Origin of the sequence: Haematobacter missouriensis (assembly GCF_000740775.1) — a bacterium.
GTDB classification, from domain to species: domain Bacteria; phylum Pseudomonadota; class Alphaproteobacteria; order Rhodobacterales; family Rhodobacteraceae; genus Haematobacter; species Haematobacter missouriensis.
This window is the reverse complement of the sequence record NZ_JFGS01000001.1, coordinates 295,372-312,503: the sequence shown is the minus strand read 5'-3', so window position 1 is coordinate 312,503 and position 17,132 is coordinate 295,372. Positions and strand designations below refer to the sequence as shown.

The following is a 17,132-nucleotide window of genomic DNA, read 5'->3' as shown; positions in this document are numbered from 1 at the left end:
GTTCGTCGATCCGTCGGATCAGACGGCGAACATCAGGAGGAGGGCGATCAGGAACGAGAAGATGCCCAGAGCTTCGGCGAAGGCGATGCCGACGAACAGGTTCGCCGTTTGGCCCGGCGCAGCGGACGGGTTACGCAGCGCGCCTTCAAGGAATTTGCCCGCGATGTTACCGACGCCGAGGCCAGCGCCCGCGAGGCCGATAGCCGCGAGGCCAGCACCGAGGTATTTGCCCATAAGAGCGAGTTCGCCTTCCATGTCGTATCTCCTTGATGGGAATGGCTGGGATGAGTTGATCCGACCGGGGTCAGTGGTGGGCGTCGCCCACCGCGTCCTTCAGATAGACGCAGGTCAGAATGGTGAAGACGTAGGCCTGCACAACGGCCACGAGCACTTCCAGCCCGTAGATCGCGGTGACAGCAAGAATGGAAACCGGCGCGATGGCCAGGACAGTGGCGAAACCGGCGAACACCTTGATCACCGCGTGACCCGCCATGAGGTTGCCGCCAAGCCGGATGGAGTGGCTGACCGGACGCACGAAGTAGGAGATCACCTCGATCACGGCAAGGATCGGCCGCAGCGCCAGCGGCGCGGAGGTCACCCAGAACATCTTGAGAAATCCCGGTCCCTTACGGATGAAACCGATAATCGTAACGCCGAAGAACACCAGAAGAGCGAGCGTCACCGTCACAGCGAGGGAGGAGGTCGTGGTGAAGGAGCCAGGGATCAGACCCAGCAGGTTCGCAAACAGGATGAACAGGAAGAAGGTCAGCACCCAGGGGAAATACTTCACCCCCTCATGCCCCGTCACCTCTTCCACCATGTTGTGAATGAAACCGTACATCAGCTCTGCGACGGACTGGCTACGCGACGGGATGATCCCCCGACGGCGGGTGCCGAGCACCAGTATCGCAAAAATAGCCAGAACGGCCAGAGCAAGCCAGAGCGTCACATTGGTGATCGTGTACCAGTGAACCTCACCGCCGCCAAACAACGGCTTTACGACGAATTGATCCATCGGGTGGATCGCAAAGGGGCTCGAGCTTTCGTGTTCCAAGTCAGTTTCCCTCGTCGTCGCGGCTGGCAGGCGCCTGCCCGGTCTTGGCGTTCAATTCGGCAGCAGTGCCGAGCATCGTCTTCACCCCGGCAACAAGACCGAGGAGAGTGAAGATCACCAGCAGGATCGGCAGCGTCCCGAACAGATAGTCGAGCCCGTATCCGATACCGAAGCCAATCAGCAAACCGGAGACCATTTCGATCACCATTCGCCAGGCAACTTCGCCCTGGGTGAAACCACCCTGTTCCTTGCGTGCGACGGGGGCTTTGTCCCGCTTCATTCGGGAGAGCCGTTCTTCGAGCTGGCGCAGCCGCTCCTGATCCGGTTCTTCCGTCATTCCCGCACCTTCCGGAAAGTTGCGGCGAAACTAGGGGGCGCAAGCGCTCAAGTCAAGCTGACATATTAAGTTAATAGTACAGCATAACACACTGTTATTAAATATTTTATTTTATATAATACTTTCGACCTACAGCGGCGCCCGGCATGTTAGCGCCCGCAGCTTATCTGCATTATTCAACCAATAGGTTGACCGTCAGCCGCCTTCTGGCCTATGGCGGCGCATGGACAGTCGATTGGACCTGGTATTTTCGGCCCTCGCAGACCCGACGCGGCGTGCGATACTTGCGCTTCTGCTGGAAGACGACATGGCCGTCAGCGACGTGGCGCAGCCATTCGACATCACGCTCGCAGCGATCTCAAAGCACCTTGCCATCCTCGCGGGAGCAGGTCTGATTACGCAGGAGAAACGTGGCCGGATCAACTGGTGCAAACTCGACCCGGACGCCTTGCGCGAAGCCTCCGTCTGGATGCAGGGTTTCGGGCAATTCGAGCCAGTGGAGCTCGACGCCTTCGAACGGTTTCTGGAGGTCGAGTTGCGGGCGGGGCGCGAAGACGCCCCCTCCCCTTAGAATGCTTCGGGCCGGGCTTCGCGGGCCATATGGTCAAGCACCGCATTGACGAACTTCGGCTCCCGGCCATCCGGAAAGAAGGCATGCGCTACATCGACATATTCGGTGATGACGACACGTGGAGGTGTATCTGTCGCAGTGAACTCTGCCCCCGCCGCGCGGAACAACGCGCGGATCACCGGGTCGATCCGGTCGATGGGCCATTTGGCCACCAGCGCGCGGTCCGTCATCTGGTCGATCTTGGCCTGCCAAGTCACCGCGCCCTCCACCACCTTGCGGAAGTGGTCGACATCGCCCTCGGTCAGCGCCGTTCCCTCGTCGATCTCGGCGCCGAAACGCCATGTCTCGAACTCGCGCATCACCTTGTCCACGGTGGTGCTGGACGCCTCCATCTGGAACAAGGCCTGCACGGCGTAAAGCCGAGCGGCCGATCGCATCTGCCGTTTGTTGGGAGCGCTGGTCATTCGCCAGCCTTCCGCACGAAACCGACTTCACGAGGCGCGCGCTTCAGCGAGCGTGTGAGCGCAATCAAATGCAGCGCCGCGGCCGCAGCCCCGCCGCCCTTGTCCTGACCATCAGGATCGGCGCGAACCACCGCCTGATCTCGGTTCTCAACCGTCAGGATACCGTTGCCGAGGCAGGCGCCGCCAAGGCCGAGCTGCATCAGCCCGCGGGAGCTGTCGTTGCACACCGTTTCATAATGGGTGGTCTCCCCCCGGATCACACAGCCGAGGGCGACATAGCCGTCATAGTCCGACTGACGCAGCGCAATGCCGATGGCGGGCGGAATTTCCAGTGCGCCGGGCACTTCAATGAGTTCCCATGTCGCGCCAGACCTCTCCAGCATCGCCTTTGCTCCCGCGACAAGCGCGTCGGCAATATCCTTGTAATAGGGCGCAACGACAATCAGAACCTTCGGCGCTGTGTCAAAAGCCGGAACCGGCGGCGAGTAATGGGTTTCGGCCGAGGCCATGGTTTTACTCCTTGGGGATCGGCCGGGTGCCCTCGATGGACAGACCGTAACCGTCAAGGCCGACGACGCGCGGTGTCGGCGAATTGGACAGCAGGATGATCTTGGACAGACCGAGCGACGCGAGAATCTGCGCCCCCACCCCGTAATGCCGCAGCGTATGGGGGGCGGCCTCCTCCTGCGTGGAGAGCTTCATCGAGGTATCGCGGATCAGCACCATCAGACCCCGCCCTTCCGCTGCAATAAGGCGCATCGAGGCGGCGAGATTACCGGATGCCGAGCCGATCCCGAGCGCATCCTCCAGCGGGTCGAGCGTGTGAACCCGCACGAGAAGCGGCTCCGCCAGACCGATATTGCCCTTGGAGAGCACAATATGCTCCGCCGCCTGCGTTTCATCGGAATAGAGCCGCATGAGCCAGTCACCCCCATAGCTGGAGGTGATCTTTTTCACCGCAACCTCATGCACGAGGTTGTCGTAGCGACGGCGATAGGCGATCAGGTCTGAAATCGTGCCGATCTTGATCCCATGCTTCTGTGCGAAGGCGACGAGATCGGGCAACCGCGCCATCGTCCCGTCCTCGTTCATGATCTCACAGATCACGCCGGAGGGGTTGAGACCGGCCAGCCGCGCGATGTCCACCGCCGCTTCAGTGTGGCCGGCGCGGACGAGCACGCCGCCCTCGCGCGCGCGAAGCGGAAAGACATGGCCCGGCGTACCGATATCGCTCGCTCCTTTGGTCGGGTCGATCGCGACCGAGACGGTACGCGCGCGGTCATGCGCCGAAATCCCAGTGGTCACACCTTCCCGCGCCTCAATGGACACGGTGAAGGCGGTTTCGTGCCGGGTGGAGTTGTTGGCCGACATGAGCGGCAGTTTCAGCGCGTCAATCCGCTCTCCGGTCAGCGCAAGGCAGATCAGCCCGCGCCCGTAGGTCGCCATGAAATTGATCGCGGAGGGTGTGGCCATCTGGGCCGGAATAACAAGATCGCCTTCGTTTTCACGGTCTTCATGGTCAACAAGAATGAACATCCTGCCATTCCGGGCGTCGTCGATGATCTCCTCGATGGAAGAAACGGCGTCGGAATAGACGGAGGGGGTATGGTCGATCACGGCTTGCTCCATTCCCGCAGGCGGGCGACATAGCGCGCCAGCGTATCGATCTCGATATTGACGACCTGCCCCAGGGCGAGCCTGCCCCAGGTCGTCACCTGTTTGGTATGCGGGATGAGGTTCACCCCGAAGTCCGGCCCGTTGACCTCATTCACCGTCAGCGAAATGCCGTCGAGCGCAATTGAGCCTTTAGGTGCAATAAAAGGGGCAAGAAGCTCCGGCGCCTTGAGGGTCACGCGGGTGCTGTCACCCTCATGACGCATCTCCATGATCTCCGCCATGCCATCGACATGGCCGGAGACGATATGCCCGCCCAGTTCATCACCCACGCGGAGTGCGCGTTCGAGATTGACCGGCCGGCCAACCACCCACGCACCAAGCGCACTGGCGGCGATCGTCTCTGCCGAGATATCGACCTCGAACCAGCCGGACGTGTCGGAATGCCCGGTTTCCACGACCGTCAGACAGACCCCGTCACAAGCTATGGACGCCCCGAGATCGATCCGATCGACATCGTAACGCGTGGAGATCCGCGCGCGCAGATCGCCCCGCTGCTCCAGCGCCAGCACTTCTCCGATATCGGTGACAATCCCCGTGAACATGGCCGGTTCCTTTCGCGCCTACCCCTAGCTCCACTGGGCGTGAAGGGCAAGACGGAGCTGGGCGGCGATGCTTCAGACAGCTTCCCACCGGGTCAGCATGTCAGCGCCGATCGCCCGGCTCTCCCGCAGGCTGAACCGCGGCGCTTCCGCCAGTCGATCGAGCGCCAGCGGCCCCACGGCAGCGTGACCATCCGCGCCGATCGCGCGACCGGCTGTAAACATGGCCAGATCGTCCACGATCGCGGCGCGGAGCAGGGAAGCCGCAAGCATCCCGCCCCCTTCACAGAAAACCCGTGTCAGGCCCTGTGCACCAAGAGCCGCAAACATGGCGCGTGCAGCCAATCCGCCCGTCGCATCCGTGGACACCGGCAGCAGGCGCGCACCCGCCTTCTCCCAGAAACGTCGTGCCGCAGCGGGGGCACGCGCTGCATCGAAAAGCAGCCATACCGGCGGCCCCTCGGCCGCGGTCCGCGCGAGCTGGCCGTCAGTCGGCAAGTCAAGCGCCGCAGCAGCCACTACGCGGACGGGGGAAGAAACGGTGCCCAGATCACGTACTGTCAGACCGGGATCATCTGCACGCGCGGTCCCTCCGCCAACCAGCACGGCATCATGTCGCGCCCGCATGAGATGAACATAGCGCCGGGCCTCCGGGCCGGTGATCCACCGGCTTTCCCCTGCCCCTGTGGCGATACGACCGTCGAGCGTTGTGGCGAGCTTGAGCGTGAGCATGGGACGCCCCTTTCGCACACGGCTCAGAAACCCCCGATGAGACCTTTCCGCCATATCCGGCAAGGCATTGGCAAGCACCACGAGGCCCGCATCTGCCAGCATCCGGTGCCCTCGCCCCGCAACGCGAGGATCGGGATCCTCAAGCGCGCTGACCACCCGGGTGATGCCAGCGGCAATCAGCGCCTCTGCACAAGGGGGCGTTTTCCCGTAATGAGAGCAAGGCTCCAGACTGACATATGCAGTTGCCCCTCTCGCGGCGTCCCCGGCCTCGCGAAGCGCCACGACCTCTGCATGGGGCCTACCCCCGGGCTGGGTCCAGCCACGCCCGACGATACGTCCGTCCCGCACGATCACACAGCCCACAGCGGGGTTCGGCCATACGCGTCCCCATCCGCGTTCGCCGAGCGCAATAGCCATTGTCAGGTAGCGGGCGTCGATGTCGCTGAGCTTCTTCACTCTTCTGACGACGCGGCTGGACGAAGCTCCGACACGAACTTGTCGAAATCGTCCGCAGCCTGGAAGTTCTTGTATACGCTGGCAAAACGCACGTAAGAGACAGTATCTATCCTGGCGAGGGTCTCCATCACGATCTCGCCGATCACCTTGGACGGGATGTCCGTATCGCCAAGACTTTCCAGCCGCCGCACAATACCCGAGATCATCTGGTCGATGCGTTCAGGATTTATGGGCCGCTTCTGCATGGCGATGCGGATAGAGCGCTCCAGCTTGCCCCGGTCGAAATCCTCCCGCCGCCCGGAGGACTTGATGACGACCAGATCACGAAGCTGCACCCGTTCATAAGTGGTGAACCGCCCACCGCAGGCCGGGCAGAACCGGCGTCGACGGATCGATACATGATCCTCAGCAGGCCGGGAATCCTTGACCTGCGTATCTATGTTTCCGCAGAACGGGCAGCGCATCCGCCTTCACCTTGTCGCATTTCATGACTTATCCACAGTGACTATAGGAACACTCCCACCCCTTGGGTAGTGCCCATTTCAGCCCCCAGATGTTGGGCGACCGTTGTGACTAGCCTGCGTCACATGAAATGCAGCGCGATCTTTCGGCAATGTGGTGCCGCACGGTGTTCCATGAGGTAGATGCCCTGCCAAGTCCCGAGCAGCATACGCCCGTGCGATACGGGAATGGAAAGCGAAACAGGCAATACAGCCGCCTTGATATGGGCGGGCATGTCGTCCGGCCCCTCCGAGCGATGCACCAGATAATCCATGCGAGGGTCGTCGGCATCCGGGACAAACCGCGCGAAGAAGGCCGCGAGATCCTGTTGCACATCCGGATCGGCATTTTCCTGAATCAGGAGGGAGCACGAAGTATGCCGGACAAAGAGCGTCAGAAGGCCGTCTTGCGCGGGCAGCAGTTCCGCCACCCTCCCGGTGATCTCGTACATCCCCCGGCCGCGTGTCATGATACTCAGCTCGGCCAACATCATTCAGCCGCGTGACCGGGGATCAGCGGCGTATCCTCTTCCTCATCGAAGTCGAGCGCCATACTGCGGTTGCTGCGTGCGCCCAGTTTCTTGAGCTTGTCCACCTGTCCCAGAACGTTTCCGCTCCCCCGCGAAAGCTTGGACACAGCCGCTTCATGCGCGGAGGCGGCGCGCCCAAGATGCGTGCTCACCGAAGCGAGGTCATCCACGAAACCCGCCACCTTGTCATAAAGAAGCCCTGCGCGGCGGGCGATTTCTTCGGCGTTCTTCTCCCGCCTGTCCACCGTCCAGACATGCTCGATCGTACGAAGGGCAACCATCAGGGTCGTGGGCGTCATCAGGCCGATCCCACGCGCCAGAGCGTAGGAAGTCAGATCGCCCTGCTCGCGCAGCGCCTCCGACAGCGCGCCTTCTATCGGCACGAACATCAATACGTAATCGACGGCCTCGGCATCCGTGCCCGCGTAGTCCTTGGCTCCCAACCGGTCGATATGCGAGCGGATTGCAGCAACATGGTCCCGGATGTGCAACACGCGCTCCTCCGGGCTGCCCGCATTCACCGCGGACTCATAGGCGACCAGCGACACCTTGGAGTCGATGATGACGACTTTGCCGCGCGGCATCCGCACGATCACGTCTGGCCGGAACGTCTTGCCCGCATCATCGCGACGGACAGCCTGCACTTCATAGTGAATGTCCCGCTCCAGTCCGGATTCCTCCAGAATCCGTTCCAGAATCATCTCCCCCCAGGCACCCTGCCGCTGCTTGTCCCCCTTCAGCGCACGGGTGAGGGCGACGGCCTCCTGACTGATCTCCTCAGACCGGCGATGAAGCAGCGAGATCTGCTCTCCGAGCCGTGCCCGCTCCAGATCGGCTGCGCGGTGGACGTTGCGCAATTCCTCTTCGAACCGAACGACATGCTCGCGGAACGGATTCAGGAGTGCCGTGAGCCGATCCGTCTGCGCCTTGGAGAAATCGGCATTCTGCCGGCGCAACGTTTCGTCCGACATGTCTCGGAACCGCGTTGTCATTTCCTCGCGCAGTTCCTTCAGGAGCGCGATCTCACGCGTGGCGGCTTCCCTGTCCTTCTCCATGGCCATTTCGCGACCGCGCGCTTCGACCCTCAGCCTCTCTCCTTCGCGCCGCGCCATCTCGAGGGCCGACTGAACCTGCCCGGCCTCCTGCCGAAGGGCGCCCAACCGGTCGCGAAGCCCCGCTACCGTCTCCTCCAGGCGCTCGGCGCGGACATGCGCCTCCGTCGCGCGCTCCTCAGATCGCGCAAGGGTCGCAGTTCGCTCCGCAAGCTCGTCTTCCCGCTCCGCGAGGCGGGTGCGGAGCGCCCGCGTCTCCCGTTCGAAGGCATCGGAAGCGTCAACCGCGTCACGCTTCATCCGGCGAGTCCGCAACAGCGTTAAAAACAAGATAAAGCAGAGAAGACTAAAGCCGCCCAGCAGATATTGTATGTCCTGCGGAAGGCTTTCCAGGGACGTCATGAGTGTCTCCAATTCAGGTTCACTCATTGTTCCGCTGTCAGCCGGGTCGTGCAAGCGAAAACTTCAGTCCCGCCTCTCCGACGGATTCCAGCAGAGCTGTTCGGCAAAACTGCGGTTGAAGGAGCCGTCCTGCCGTCCTCCGAGAGTAAAGACGCCGGTTTTCCCGCTACTGTCCTCCGGCGAGAAGGAGAACATCACGCCCCGCCCGCCCCGCATCGGAGGGGGCGTGACCCGCCAGATTCGCCCCGCAGCAGGGAGGCCTTGACGCCGGGCGAACTGCGCAGCGGCGCACCACAGATCGGACTCGCCGATCGCCCCCTTCGGCTGAACGATGAACCGGTTCGCGTCGACCGGATCCACCCGCAATCCGCTCCGTGTGACAGCCGCCGTTGCGGGGCCGGAGAGAAGCGCCGCGAGTGCCGCACAGGAAAGGAGTTTTATCAGGGTCATGGAAGCCTCCTTCTTGCCCAAACATATAGGGCGCATTCCCGCGGAGGGGAATGCGCCCAAGGATCAATCAGGCTGAATGCCCAAGACTACGAAAGGCTTACTGATCGAGGAACGAACGGAGTTTGCGGCTGCGGCTGGGATGCTTGAGCTTTCGAAGCGCCTTGGCCTCGATCTGCCGGATCCGCTCGCGGGTAACAGAGAACTGCTGACCCACCTCTTCCAGCGTATGATCGGTGTTCATGCCGATGCCAAAACGCATGCGGAGAACCCGTTCCTCCCGCGGGGTAAGGGAAGCCAGAACCCGCGTCGTCGTCTCCTTCAGGTTTTCCTGAATGGCGCTGTCGAGCGGCAGGACGGCGTTCTTGTCCTCGATGAAATCGCCGAGCTGGCTGTCCTCCTCGTCCCCGATGGGGGTTTCGAGGGAGATCGGCTCCTTGGCGATCTTCATCACCTTGCGAACTTTCTCCAGCGGCATCTGAAGCTTCTCTGCAAGCTCCTCCGGCGTCGGTTCCCGGCCGATCTCATGCAGCATCTGCCGACCCGTGCGGACGAGCTTGTTGATCGTCTCGATCATGTGGACCGGGATACGGATCGTGCGTGCCTGATCGGCGATGGAGCGGGTGATCGCCTGACGGATCCACCACGTCGCGTAAGTGGAGAACTTGTAGCCGCGGCGATACTCGAATTTATCCACCGCCTTCATCAGGCCGATGTTGCCTTCCTGAATAAGATCAAGGAATTGCAGACCACGGTTCGTGTATTTCTTCGCGATGGAGATCACGAGCCGGAGGTTCGCCTCCACCATCTCTTTTTTGGCCTGCCGGGCTTCCTTCTCACCCTTCTGGACCTGGGAGACAATGCGGCGGAATTCCTGGATATCGACGCCGACATACTGGCCGACCTGCGCCATTTCGGCCCGCAGCCCTTCCACCTTGGCGCGCGACTTTTCGATCAGCACCTGCCAGCCCCGGCCCTGCTTGCCCGCCATGCGCTCAAGCCAAGTCGGATCGAGTTCATAGCCGCGATACTCGTCTATGAACTCGCGCCGGTTGATGCGCGCCGCATCAGCCAACTTCACCATGTTCGAGTCGATCGACATGATCTTGCGGTTGATGCCGTAGAGCTGGTCGATCAGCGCTTCGATCCGGTTGTTGTGCAGATGAAGCGAGTTCACCTGATGGACCATCTGGCCGCGCAGCTTCTGGTAAGCGGTTTCCGCTTCCAGCGAGAAGGTGTTGTCCTCGTTCAGCGTGGCCGACATGCGCAGATCCTGCATCTCGGCAAGACGCTCATAGTCGGAAGCGATAGCGTCGAGCGTTTCCAGCACCCGCGGCTTCAGAGCGGTCTCCATCGCGGCCAGCGACATGTTGGAGCCGTCCTCATCCTCGTCATCGTCGTCGGACCGCATGATGGGGTTGCCATCGGCGTCCAGCTCCGGCTCAGCAGAGGAAGCGCGGCGGGGGGCGGCATCGGCCCCCTGCTCCATGTCGAGCCCTTCAACCACAGGGCCTTCCATGTCGTCATCATCCATGGAGCGACCGAAGGTCGCCTCCAGATCGATGACGTCGCGCAGCAGAATGTCCTCCGACAGGAGCTCGTCCCGCCAGATGGTGATGGCCTGGAAAGTCAGGGGGCTTTCGCACAGCCCGGCGATCATCGTGTTGCGACCGGCCTCGATCCGCTTGGCGATGGCGATCTCGCCCTCGCGCGACAGCAGTTCGACAGAGCCCATCTCGCGCAGATACATCCGCACCGGATCGTCGGTGCGGTCGAGCGTCTCGGACTGGACACCGGCGATGGCGACTTCGCGGGAGCCGGAAGTTTCCACTACCGCCCCGCCTTCGCTCTCCGTCTCCTCGGCTTCATCGTCTTCGATGACGTTGATGCCCATCTCGGACAGCATCGCCATCACATCCTCGATCTGCTCAGAGGAAACCTGCTCTGGCGGCAGAACGGCGTTCAGCTGGTCGTAGGTGATGAACCCCCGCTCACGCGCATCTGCGATCATTTTCTTGACCGCAGTCTGGCTCATGTCGAGCGTGATTTCAGCATCCTGATCGTCCGTCTTGCCGTCGTCGGTTTCCTTGATGGCCATGCGCTCTCCTCGGGGGTCCGAATCATGGGTGAGGTTTATCGAATCGTTTGGCCGAATCACAGCCGATACATCATCGAGGCTTCCTGTTCTTCACCCAGATCTCCCTATCAATCAGTGTCTGAAGATGCCGCGACAGGGCCGAGCGGTCCTCTCCCAAGTCACTGGCGTCCTCGTGATGTCTTCTTCCGGCGCGTTCGACGGCCTCAGCGGCACGACCGAGTCGCCATGTCAGCCCCTCGTCAACCACCCCGCCGAGGTCCTCCACCGCGTCCTCGATCTCTTTCCTGGCCCCGCGTCGCGCGTCTAGTTTGGCGAATTCCTCGGCCAGACACATCTCGGCCAACTCAATATCGCCCGGATTGCGGATCGGGGGTGCGATGGTCACATGGCTTGAACTCCACAGCTTTTCAAGGGCGGGCGCGGCCTCTGAAGCTATTTTTGCCTGTATCTCTTCCGGTGCTGCCTGACTGTTGCGCAGGATTGCTATCCGCAGGGCACGATGATCAGGGGAGATCATCTCCGTCGCTTCCAGATCCGCCTCGAATCGCTCGATAAGGGCAGGATGTGTCAGGAGTGCGGCGAGAATCACCGCTTCCCGCAGCGAATCCTCCACGCCTTCCGCCGTCGCCAAAAGGGAGCGGCGCGTGGCCGGTGCCGGACCGACGGGCGCTGCCGGCTTGCCCCGGCGGCCTTGTACCGCGAATCGGTTGCGCGGAACAGCGGAACCGCGTCCGAACAGGTCCTGTCGGAGTCGGGCGATCTCCTCGCCATAATGGCGGCGGAGCGAGGGGTCGCGGATCGTCCGCAGCACTTCGCGCAGACGCTTGTCCAGCGCGGCGCGGCGCTCGGGGCTGTCGAAGACATGGCCTTCGGTTTCCCGCCGCCACAGCAGGCTCACCATCGGCTCGGCCCGGTCGATGACCCGCTGCATCGCGCTGCGGCCTTCGGCGCGGATCAGGTCGTCGGGGTCGCGTCCTTCGGGAAGCAGGGCAAACCGCAGGCTCTTGCCCGCCTCCAGAAGCGGCAGGGCAAGGTCCACCACGCGAAGCGCCGCGCGAATCCCTGCCTTGTCGCCGTCCAGCGCCACCACCGGCTCATCGGCGATCCGCCACAGAAGGCGGAGCTGGTCCTCCGTCACTGCCGTCCCCAGGGGCGCCACCGCCGCGGCGAAACCCGCCTCCGACAGCGCAATGACGTCCATATAGCCTTCGGCGACCAGAAGGGTATTGCCCTTTCCCGCCGCCTCCCGCGCCGGCCCGATGTTGTAGAGCGTCCGCCCCTTGTCGAAGAGCGGCGTTTCCGGCGAGTTCAGGTATTTCGCCCGCGCGTTCGGATCCAACGCCCTTCCGCCGAAGGCGATGCACCGCCCTCGTGCATCCCTGATCGGGAACATGATGCGTCCCCGGAACCGGTCGTAGGGAGTGCCGCCGTCATCCGGCGCAATGGCCAGCCCTGCCTCCACGATCCGCTGCGGCGCAACGCCCGCGCCCGTCAGATGCGACCAGAGCGCCGTACGGCTGTCCGGCGCATAACCGATGCCGAACCGCTCCCGCCCCGCCATGTCGAGCCCGCGCCGATCCAGATAGTCCCGGGCCGCGGCTCCTGCCCCGCCCGCAAGCTGCAGCCGGTAAAAGCGTACGCTCGCTTCCATCACCTCTACCAGCCCGGAGCGGAGATCCGCGCGCTCCTGCTCTCCGGCGGTGCGCTGGGGCATCGGCATGCCGGCTTCGCGCGCAAGGATTTCGACGGCTTCGATAAAGCCGACGTTCTCCGTCTCCTTGACGAAGGTGATCACATCGCCTTTCGCGTGGCAGCCGAAACAGTAGTAGAAGCCCTTGCGGTCATCGACGTGGAAGGAGGCGGACTTCTCCTGGTGGAAGGGACAGGGCGCCCACATGTCGCCCTTCCCCTGATTGGACTTGCGCAGGTCCCACGACACCTTGCGCCCGACCACCTGGGTCAGCGAAAGGCGAGAGCGCAGTTCATCAAGGAAACCGGGGGGAAGACTCATCCGCGGATTATCCGGTGAACCGTCGTCTCTGTCCATGCCCCAGACCCGATCGCGCCGGAGGGTAACGACCGTTTGGCGCGCGCAAACCGAATGAGGAGGGCAAAGTCGGGAAGATGGCAAAAGCCACAGTATGCCCGGCGTGCTATTCTGCCGCTATCGACGCCAAGTCACGCCATGCTAGATCCGCATGGACTCGCTGCGAAATCAGAAGGAATTCCAATGGCGACCGCAGTCGAACCGAGCTTCCGCGATTCCGTCGATCTCATGTATGGGCGCGCCGTGAAGCTTCTCGATCTCTCCCCGGGGCTGGAGGAGAAGATCAGGGTCTGCAACTCCACTTATGTCGTCCGCTTCGGCGTGCGCCTGCGGGGGCAGATCCACACCTTCACCGGCTACAGGTCGGTGCATTCGGAGCATATGGAGCCAGTGAAGGGCGGCATCCGTTATGCCTCCACCGTCAATCAGGACGAGGTGGAGGCGCTGGCCGCGCTGATGACTTATAAATGCGCGCTGGTGCAGATCCCCTTCGGTGGCTCCAAGGGCGGGCTCTGCATCGACCCCCGCGAATGGGAGGAGCATGAGCTGGAGCGGATCACCCGCCGCTTCGCCTACGAACTCATCAAGCGCGACCTCATCAACCCGTCCCAGAACGTCCCCGCCCCCGACATGGGCACGGGAGAGCGGGAGATGGCGTGGATCGCCGACCAGTATGCGCGGATGCATACGACCGACATCAACGCCGCCGCCTGCGTCACCGGCAAGCCTGTCCATGCCGGCGGTATCGCCGGGCGGGTGGAGGCGACAGGGCGCGGCGTGCAGTACGCGCTCCGTGAATTCTTCCGCTACCCGGAAGACGTGCGTCGCGCACATCTCTCCGGCGGGCTGGACGGCAAGCGGATCATCGTCCAAGGCCTCGGCAACGTCGGCTTTCACGCCGCGCAGTTCCTGTCGCTGGAAGACGGCGCGAAGATCACCGGCATCATCGAACGGGACGGCGCGATCTATTCGGAGGACGGGCTGGACGTGCTTTCCGTCAAGGAGTGGATCAGCCGGCAGGGCGGTGTGAAGGGCTATCCCTTCGCGACCTTAGTCAGCGATGGCTCCAAGCTTCTGGAGACGGAATGCGACATCCTGATCCCCGCCGCGATGGAGGGCGTCATCAATCTCGACAATGCCGCACAGGTGAAGGCGCCCCTGATAGTGGAGGCTGCGAACGGCCCGATCACCGCAGGGGCAGACGAGATCCTCCGGCAAAAGGGCGTCGTGATTCTGCCGGACATGTACGCCAATGCCGGTGGGGTGACCGTGTCCTATTTCGAATGGGTCGGGAACCTCTCACACATCAAGTTCGGTCGGATGGAACGGCGGCAGGAGGAGGCGCGTCACCGCCTGCTCGTCGATGAGCTTGAGCGTCTCGCTGCGGACAAGGGCTTGGACTGGACGCTGTCGCCCGGCTTCAAGGAACAGTATCTTCGCGGCGCGGGAGAGATCGAGCATGTGCGCTCGGGTCTCGATGACACGATGCGCGAGGCTTATCAGTCCATGCGCGAAATCTGGAACGGTCGCGGCGACGTGCAGGATCTCCGCATGGCCGCATATATGGTCGCGATCGGGCGGGTCGCGACAGCCTATCGCTCCAAGGGGCTGTGATCTTGCAAGAGCGGTAATTCAGCAGTTGGGGGCACCCATCGCCCCCACTGTTCCATGGGCCAGCCCGGTGTAAAGCCGGGTGACGCCTTCTCTGCTCAACCGTCCGCCCGAGCGATACCAGGTATTGACCCCCGTCAGCATCGCGATAAGCGCAAGCGTAGTGACACGCGTGTCGGCGATGCGAAAGACCCCGGCCCTTACGCCTTCGGACAGGATCGCTTCCAGAGCATCCTCATATCGGCGGCGCAGGCCCTCTATCAGAGCGAAGTTCCCCGGTTCCAGACTGCGGAGCTCCATGTAGGACACGAAAACCGCTTCTGGCCGGTCGAGGTTGAAGCGTAGGTGGAACGCAACGAAGGCATCGAGCCGCGCGCGGGGATCCCCTCCCCCCCGCGGTGCCTCCCCTTCCCAGGCGGCGAGGATGTCCTGCATGTGCGTATGCATGAGGTCGAACAGCAGGGTCTGCTTGTCGGGGGTATAGAGATAGAGCGCGCCCGCCTGCACACCTACCTCCGCCGCGATCCGCCGCATGGAGACGGCGGCATAACCCTCGGCCGCGAAAAGGCGCAGCGCGGCATCCTGCAAACGCTGCCGGGTGATGTCGGATCGGGAACCTGTCGTGCGCGCCATGCGTTCAGCCTTAACTGAACAATCGTTCATTTCCAAGCAGACGCTGTGTCAGACCGGGGGATGGCTGGTCAATCCTCTGTCGGGCAAATTCTCAGTTCGCTGCCGGCCTGGCGGGCTCTGGCGCCGGAAGTCCTCGCCTTCGGCTTGCAGAGCGTTGCGGCCCATGCGACTCTGCCTCGGCGCATGTGAAACCTCCCGGAGAACGCCTTGCAAATCCGCCCGCCTTTTCTGCTGGTTGCACTCGCCACAGGCCTGTTTTCCGCATGCAGCCCGCCGGATGCACCCGAGCTCCGCACATTGGGAAGCGCAGAGGCCAGGCGCGAACCCTACCCCGAGATCGTCCCCACAGGCCCGTTGCTTGCACAGGCGACAACGCGCATCACCCCTGACGACACCACTCAAGTGCAGGCTGCCGGAGCAGAGACCGCGCGACGGGCACGGCTGCTGCAAAACCGCAACCTCGACCAGTAGCCCGAAGCGCGGCGTGGCTATGCAGCGGCGCCACGCTCCCGCCTGCGCATAAAGCGGGCGTTGCGGTAGCTTCTGCAAGCCGCTAACAGACGCGGGCTGGATTTTGCACTGGAGGATACCATGACCACGCCCCTGCGCCTCGGCCTCGCCGGACTCGGCACCGTCGGCACCGGCGTGATCCGCATTATTCAGACGCATCCCGACCTCATTACCGCGCGCGCTGGGCGCCCCGTCACGATCTCCGCCGTTTCGGCGCGCGATCGCAAGCGCAACCGGGGCGTCGATCTGTCGGGTTACGCGTGGGAGGATGATCCTGTGGCGCTGGCCCGCCGCGACGATGTGGATGTCGTGGTGGAAGTGATGGGCGGGTCCGATGGCCCCGCGAAGGCCGCGACCGAAGCGGCCATCGCCGCCGGCAAGGATGTCGTGACCGCAAACAAGGCTCTCCTGGCCCACCATGGTCAGGATTTGGCCCGAAAGGTGGAAGCCGCGGGAACGGCACTCCGGTTCGAAGCGGCCGTCGCGGGTGGCATCCCCGTCATCAAAGCACTGACCGAAGGCCTTGCGGGCAACGAGATCAAGCGCGTGATGGGCGTGATGAACGGCACGTGCAACTACATCCTGACCCGGATGGAAAGCGCGGGTCTCCCTTATGAAACGGTGTTCGAGGAGGCCCGCTCGCTCGGCTATCTGGAGGCCGATCCGAGCCTCGACGTGGACGGGATAGACGCGGGGCACAAGCTCTCGCTCCTCTCCGCCATCGCATTCGGAACGGAGGTGGACTTTGATTCGGTGGAGCTGGAAGGCATCGGCCAGATCTCCATCGACGACATCCGGCATGCCGGAAACCTCGGCTTCCGCATCAAGCTTCTGGGGGTGGCTCAGATGACGGGCCGCGGGCTGGAGCAGCGGATGACGCCCTGCCTCGTCCCCGCGCAAAGCCCGCTGGGCCAGCTCGAGGGCGGCACCAACATGGTTGTGCTGGAGGGCGATGCCGTGGGCCAGATCGTTCTCCGCGGCCCCGGCGCCGGCGAAGGGCCGACCGCTTCCGCGGTCATGGGCGACGTGATCGACATTGCCCGTGGCCTGCGGATTCCACCTTTCGGCCGCCCGGCGAGCGGCCTGACACGCGCCATTCCGGCCAAGGCCGCCGTGCCCGCGCCCTACTACCTGCGCATGACGCTTCTGGACAAGCCCGGCGCACTGGCCCGCATTGCCACGCAACTGGGCGATGCAGGGATCTCCATCGACCGGATGCGCCAGTATGGGCATAGCGAGCCGACCGCGCCGGTTATCATCGTCACCCATCGCACCATGCGCGATTCCATCGACGTCGCGCTCGCGGGCTTCCGAGATACCGGCGTCGTCGTGGGCGAACCCGTGGCCATTCGGATCGAGGCGGTCTGAAAATATCCTCCGCCGCCATGACCTGCTGGCAAGGCTGCCTCTCCCCCGAGGCAGCCTTGTTTCCGCGCCTGCACGGGGATAAACCAATGCCACCGAACAACGAA

18 protein-coding genes are annotated in these 17,132 nt (G+C 63.1%); 3 read left to right on the top strand and 15 right to left on the bottom strand.

Annotation, left to right across the window (positions count from 1 at the left end):
- Positions 1–18: 18 nt before the first annotated feature.
- From CG51_RS01515 to CG51_RS01505, 3 genes are read right to left on the bottom strand one after another with little or no spacing between them, the layout of a single operon-like run.
- Positions 19–255, bottom strand: coding sequence for a F0F1 ATP synthase subunit C (locus CG51_RS01515; RefSeq protein WP_035706080.1), 237 nt, complete (start codon positions 253–255; stop codon positions 19–21).
- 49 nt (positions 256–304) lie between these two features.
- Positions 305–1,015, bottom strand: coding sequence for a F0F1 ATP synthase subunit A (locus CG51_RS01510; RefSeq protein ID WP_051929986.1), 711 nt, complete (start codon positions 1,013–1,015; stop codon positions 305–307).
- A 40-nt stretch (positions 1,016–1,055) separates the two neighbouring features.
- The gene (locus CG51_RS01505; protein WP_035740992.1) at positions 1,056–1,391 is read right to left on the bottom strand and encodes an AtpZ/AtpI family protein; all 336 of its coding nucleotides are present in this window, start codon (positions 1,389–1,391) and stop codon (positions 1,056–1,058) included.
- 223 nt (positions 1,392–1,614) lie between these two features.
- Between CG51_RS01505 and CG51_RS01500 the strand changes: the two genes are divergently transcribed.
- Positions 1,615–1,962, top strand: a complete 348-nt coding sequence (locus tag CG51_RS01500) for an ArsR/SmtB family transcription factor (RefSeq protein WP_035740990.1) — start codon at positions 1,615–1,617, stop codon at positions 1,960–1,962.
- Here CG51_RS01500 and nusB read toward each other — a convergent pair.
- The 11 genes from nusB to dnaG form a co-directional block, all read right to left on the bottom strand.
- Complete coding sequence (gene nusB, locus CG51_RS01495; RefSeq protein ID WP_035740988.1) at positions 1,959–2,426, bottom strand: transcription antitermination factor NusB; 468 nt, start codon at positions 2,424–2,426, stop codon at positions 1,959–1,961. The two genes, CG51_RS01500 and nusB, sit on opposite strands and share 4 nt — an antisense overlap.
- Positions 2,423–2,935 (bottom strand): 6,7-dimethyl-8-ribityllumazine synthase, encoded by a 513-nt coding sequence (locus CG51_RS01490; RefSeq protein ID WP_035740987.1) that lies wholly within the window; start codon positions 2,933–2,935, stop codon positions 2,423–2,425. The genes nusB and CG51_RS01490 overlap by 4 nt, the downstream gene beginning before the upstream one ends.
- A gap of 4 nt (positions 2,936–2,939) precedes the next feature.
- Positions 2,940–4,040 (bottom strand): 3,4-dihydroxy-2-butanone-4-phosphate synthase, encoded by a 1,101-nt coding sequence (gene ribB, locus CG51_RS01485; protein ID WP_035741310.1) that lies wholly within the window; start codon positions 4,038–4,040, stop codon positions 2,940–2,942.
- Positions 4,040–4,645: a riboflavin synthase gene (locus tag CG51_RS01480; protein WP_035740985.1), complete on the bottom strand. Its 606-nt coding sequence runs from the start codon at positions 4,643–4,645 to the stop codon at positions 4,040–4,042. Before CG51_RS01480 ends, ribB begins: the two co-directional genes overlap by 1 nt.
- A gap of 72 nt (positions 4,646–4,717) precedes the next feature.
- Positions 4,718–5,830 carry a bifunctional diaminohydroxyphosphoribosylaminopyrimidine deaminase/5-amino-6-(5-phosphoribosylamino)uracil reductase RibD gene (gene ribD / locus CG51_RS01475; RefSeq protein WP_269845352.1) on the bottom strand — a complete coding sequence of 371 codons (1,113 nt, stop codon included), beginning with the start codon at positions 5,828–5,830 and terminating at the stop codon, positions 4,718–4,720.
- Positions 5,827–6,294, bottom strand: coding sequence for a transcriptional regulator NrdR (gene nrdR, locus CG51_RS01470; protein ID WP_035740984.1), 468 nt, complete (start codon positions 6,292–6,294; stop codon positions 5,827–5,829). Before nrdR ends, ribD begins: the two co-directional genes overlap by 4 nt.
- 119 nt (positions 6,295–6,413) lie before the next feature.
- Positions 6,414–6,821 carry a secondary thiamine-phosphate synthase enzyme YjbQ gene (locus tag CG51_RS01465; RefSeq protein WP_035741305.1) on the bottom strand — a complete coding sequence of 136 codons (408 nt, stop codon included), beginning with the start codon at positions 6,819–6,821 and terminating at the stop codon, positions 6,414–6,416.
- Positions 6,821–8,212 (bottom strand): DNA recombination protein RmuC, encoded by a 1,392-nt coding sequence (locus CG51_RS01460; RefSeq protein WP_233141182.1) that lies wholly within the window; start codon positions 8,210–8,212, stop codon positions 6,821–6,823. The genes CG51_RS01465 and CG51_RS01460 overlap by 1 nt, the downstream gene beginning before the upstream one ends.
- Before the next feature lie 165 nt (positions 8,213–8,377).
- A complete protein-coding gene (locus tag CG51_RS01455; protein ID WP_051929966.1) occupies positions 8,378–8,764 on the bottom strand; it encodes a hypothetical protein in 387 nt (128 codons plus the stop codon).
- Between the two features lie 97 nt (positions 8,765–8,861).
- Positions 8,862–10,859 (bottom strand): RNA polymerase sigma factor RpoD, encoded by a 1,998-nt coding sequence (gene rpoD, locus CG51_RS01450; RefSeq protein ID WP_035740982.1) that lies wholly within the window; start codon positions 10,857–10,859, stop codon positions 8,862–8,864.
- A gap of 70 nt (positions 10,860–10,929) precedes the next feature.
- Positions 10,930–12,870, bottom strand: coding sequence for a DNA primase (dnaG, locus tag CG51_RS01445; protein ID WP_035740981.1), 1,941 nt, complete (start codon positions 12,868–12,870; stop codon positions 10,930–10,932).
- Positions 12,871–13,089: 219 nt separating this feature from the next.
- Here dnaG and CG51_RS01440 point away from each other — a divergent pair, with 219 nt between their 5' ends.
- Complete coding sequence (locus tag CG51_RS01440) at positions 13,090–14,520, top strand: Glu/Leu/Phe/Val family dehydrogenase (protein ID WP_035740980.1); 1,431 nt, start codon at positions 13,090–13,092, stop codon at positions 14,518–14,520.
- A gap of 18 nt (positions 14,521–14,538) precedes the next feature.
- On the opposite strand, the gene CG51_RS01435 is transcribed toward CG51_RS01440, so the two are convergent.
- Entirely contained in the window at positions 14,539–15,150 is a 612-nt protein-coding gene (locus tag CG51_RS01435) for a TetR/AcrR family transcriptional regulator (RefSeq protein WP_035740979.1), read from the bottom strand.
- Between the two features lie 591 nt (positions 15,151–15,741).
- On the opposite strand from CG51_RS01435, the gene CG51_RS01425 reads away from it, so the two are divergent.
- The gene (locus CG51_RS01425) at positions 15,742–17,028 is read left to right on the top strand and encodes a homoserine dehydrogenase (protein ID WP_035740976.1); all 1,287 of its coding nucleotides are present in this window, start codon (positions 15,742–15,744) and stop codon (positions 17,026–17,028) included.
- Positions 17,029–17,132: the final 104 nt, after the last annotated feature.

Excerpts from the sequence above, each read along its gene's own strand:
- CG51_RS01515 (WP_035706080.1), bottom strand. The coding sequence starts at position 255 with ATGGAAGGCGAACTCGCTCTTATGGGCAAATACCTCGGTGCTGGCCTC.
- CG51_RS01510 (WP_051929986.1), bottom strand. The coding sequence starts at position 1,015 with ATGGATCAATTCGTCGTAAAGCCGTTGTTTGGCGGCGGTGAGGTTCAC.
- CG51_RS01505 (WP_035740992.1), bottom strand. The coding sequence starts at position 1,391 with ATGACGGAAGAACCGGATCAGGAGCGGCTGCGCCAGCTCGAAGAACGG.
- CG51_RS01500 (WP_035740990.1), top strand. The coding sequence starts at position 1,615 with ATGGACAGTCGATTGGACCTGGTATTTTCGGCCCTCGCAGACCCGACG.
- nusB (WP_035740988.1), bottom strand. The coding sequence starts at position 2,426 with ATGACCAGCGCTCCCAACAAACGGCAGATGCGATCGGCCGCTCGGCTT.
- CG51_RS01490 (WP_035740987.1), bottom strand. The coding sequence starts at position 2,935 with ATGGCCTCGGCCGAAACCCATTACTCGCCGCCGGTTCCGGCTTTTGAC.
- CG51_RS01480 (WP_035740985.1), bottom strand. The coding sequence starts at position 4,645 with ATGTTCACGGGGATTGTCACCGATATCGGAGAAGTGCTGGCGCTGGAG.
- nrdR (WP_035740984.1), bottom strand. The coding sequence starts at position 6,294 with ATGCGCTGCCCGTTCTGCGGAAACATAGATACGCAGGTCAAGGATTCC.
- CG51_RS01465 (WP_035741305.1), bottom strand. The coding sequence starts at position 6,821 with ATGTTGGCCGAGCTGAGTATCATGACACGCGGCCGGGGGATGTACGAG.
- CG51_RS01460 (WP_233141182.1), bottom strand. The coding sequence starts at position 8,212 with ATGAAGCGTGACGCGGTTGACGCTTCCGATGCCTTCGAACGGGAGACG.
- CG51_RS01455 (WP_051929966.1), bottom strand. The coding sequence starts at position 8,764 with ATGACCCTGATAAAACTCCTTTCCTGTGCGGCACTCGCGGCGCTTCTC.
- rpoD (WP_035740982.1), bottom strand. The coding sequence starts at position 10,859 with ATGGCCATCAAGGAAACCGACGACGGCAAGACGGACGATCAGGATGCT.
- dnaG (WP_035740981.1), bottom strand. The coding sequence starts at position 12,870 with ATGAGTCTTCCCCCCGGTTTCCTTGATGAACTGCGCTCTCGCCTTTCG.
- CG51_RS01440 (WP_035740980.1), top strand. The coding sequence starts at position 13,090 with ATGGCGACCGCAGTCGAACCGAGCTTCCGCGATTCCGTCGATCTCATG.
- CG51_RS01435 (WP_035740979.1), bottom strand. The coding sequence starts at position 15,150 with ATGGCGCGCACGACAGGTTCCCGATCCGACATCACCCGGCAGCGTTTG.
- CG51_RS01425 (WP_035740976.1), top strand. The coding sequence starts at position 15,742 with ATGACCACGCCCCTGCGCCTCGGCCTCGCCGGACTCGGCACCGTCGGC.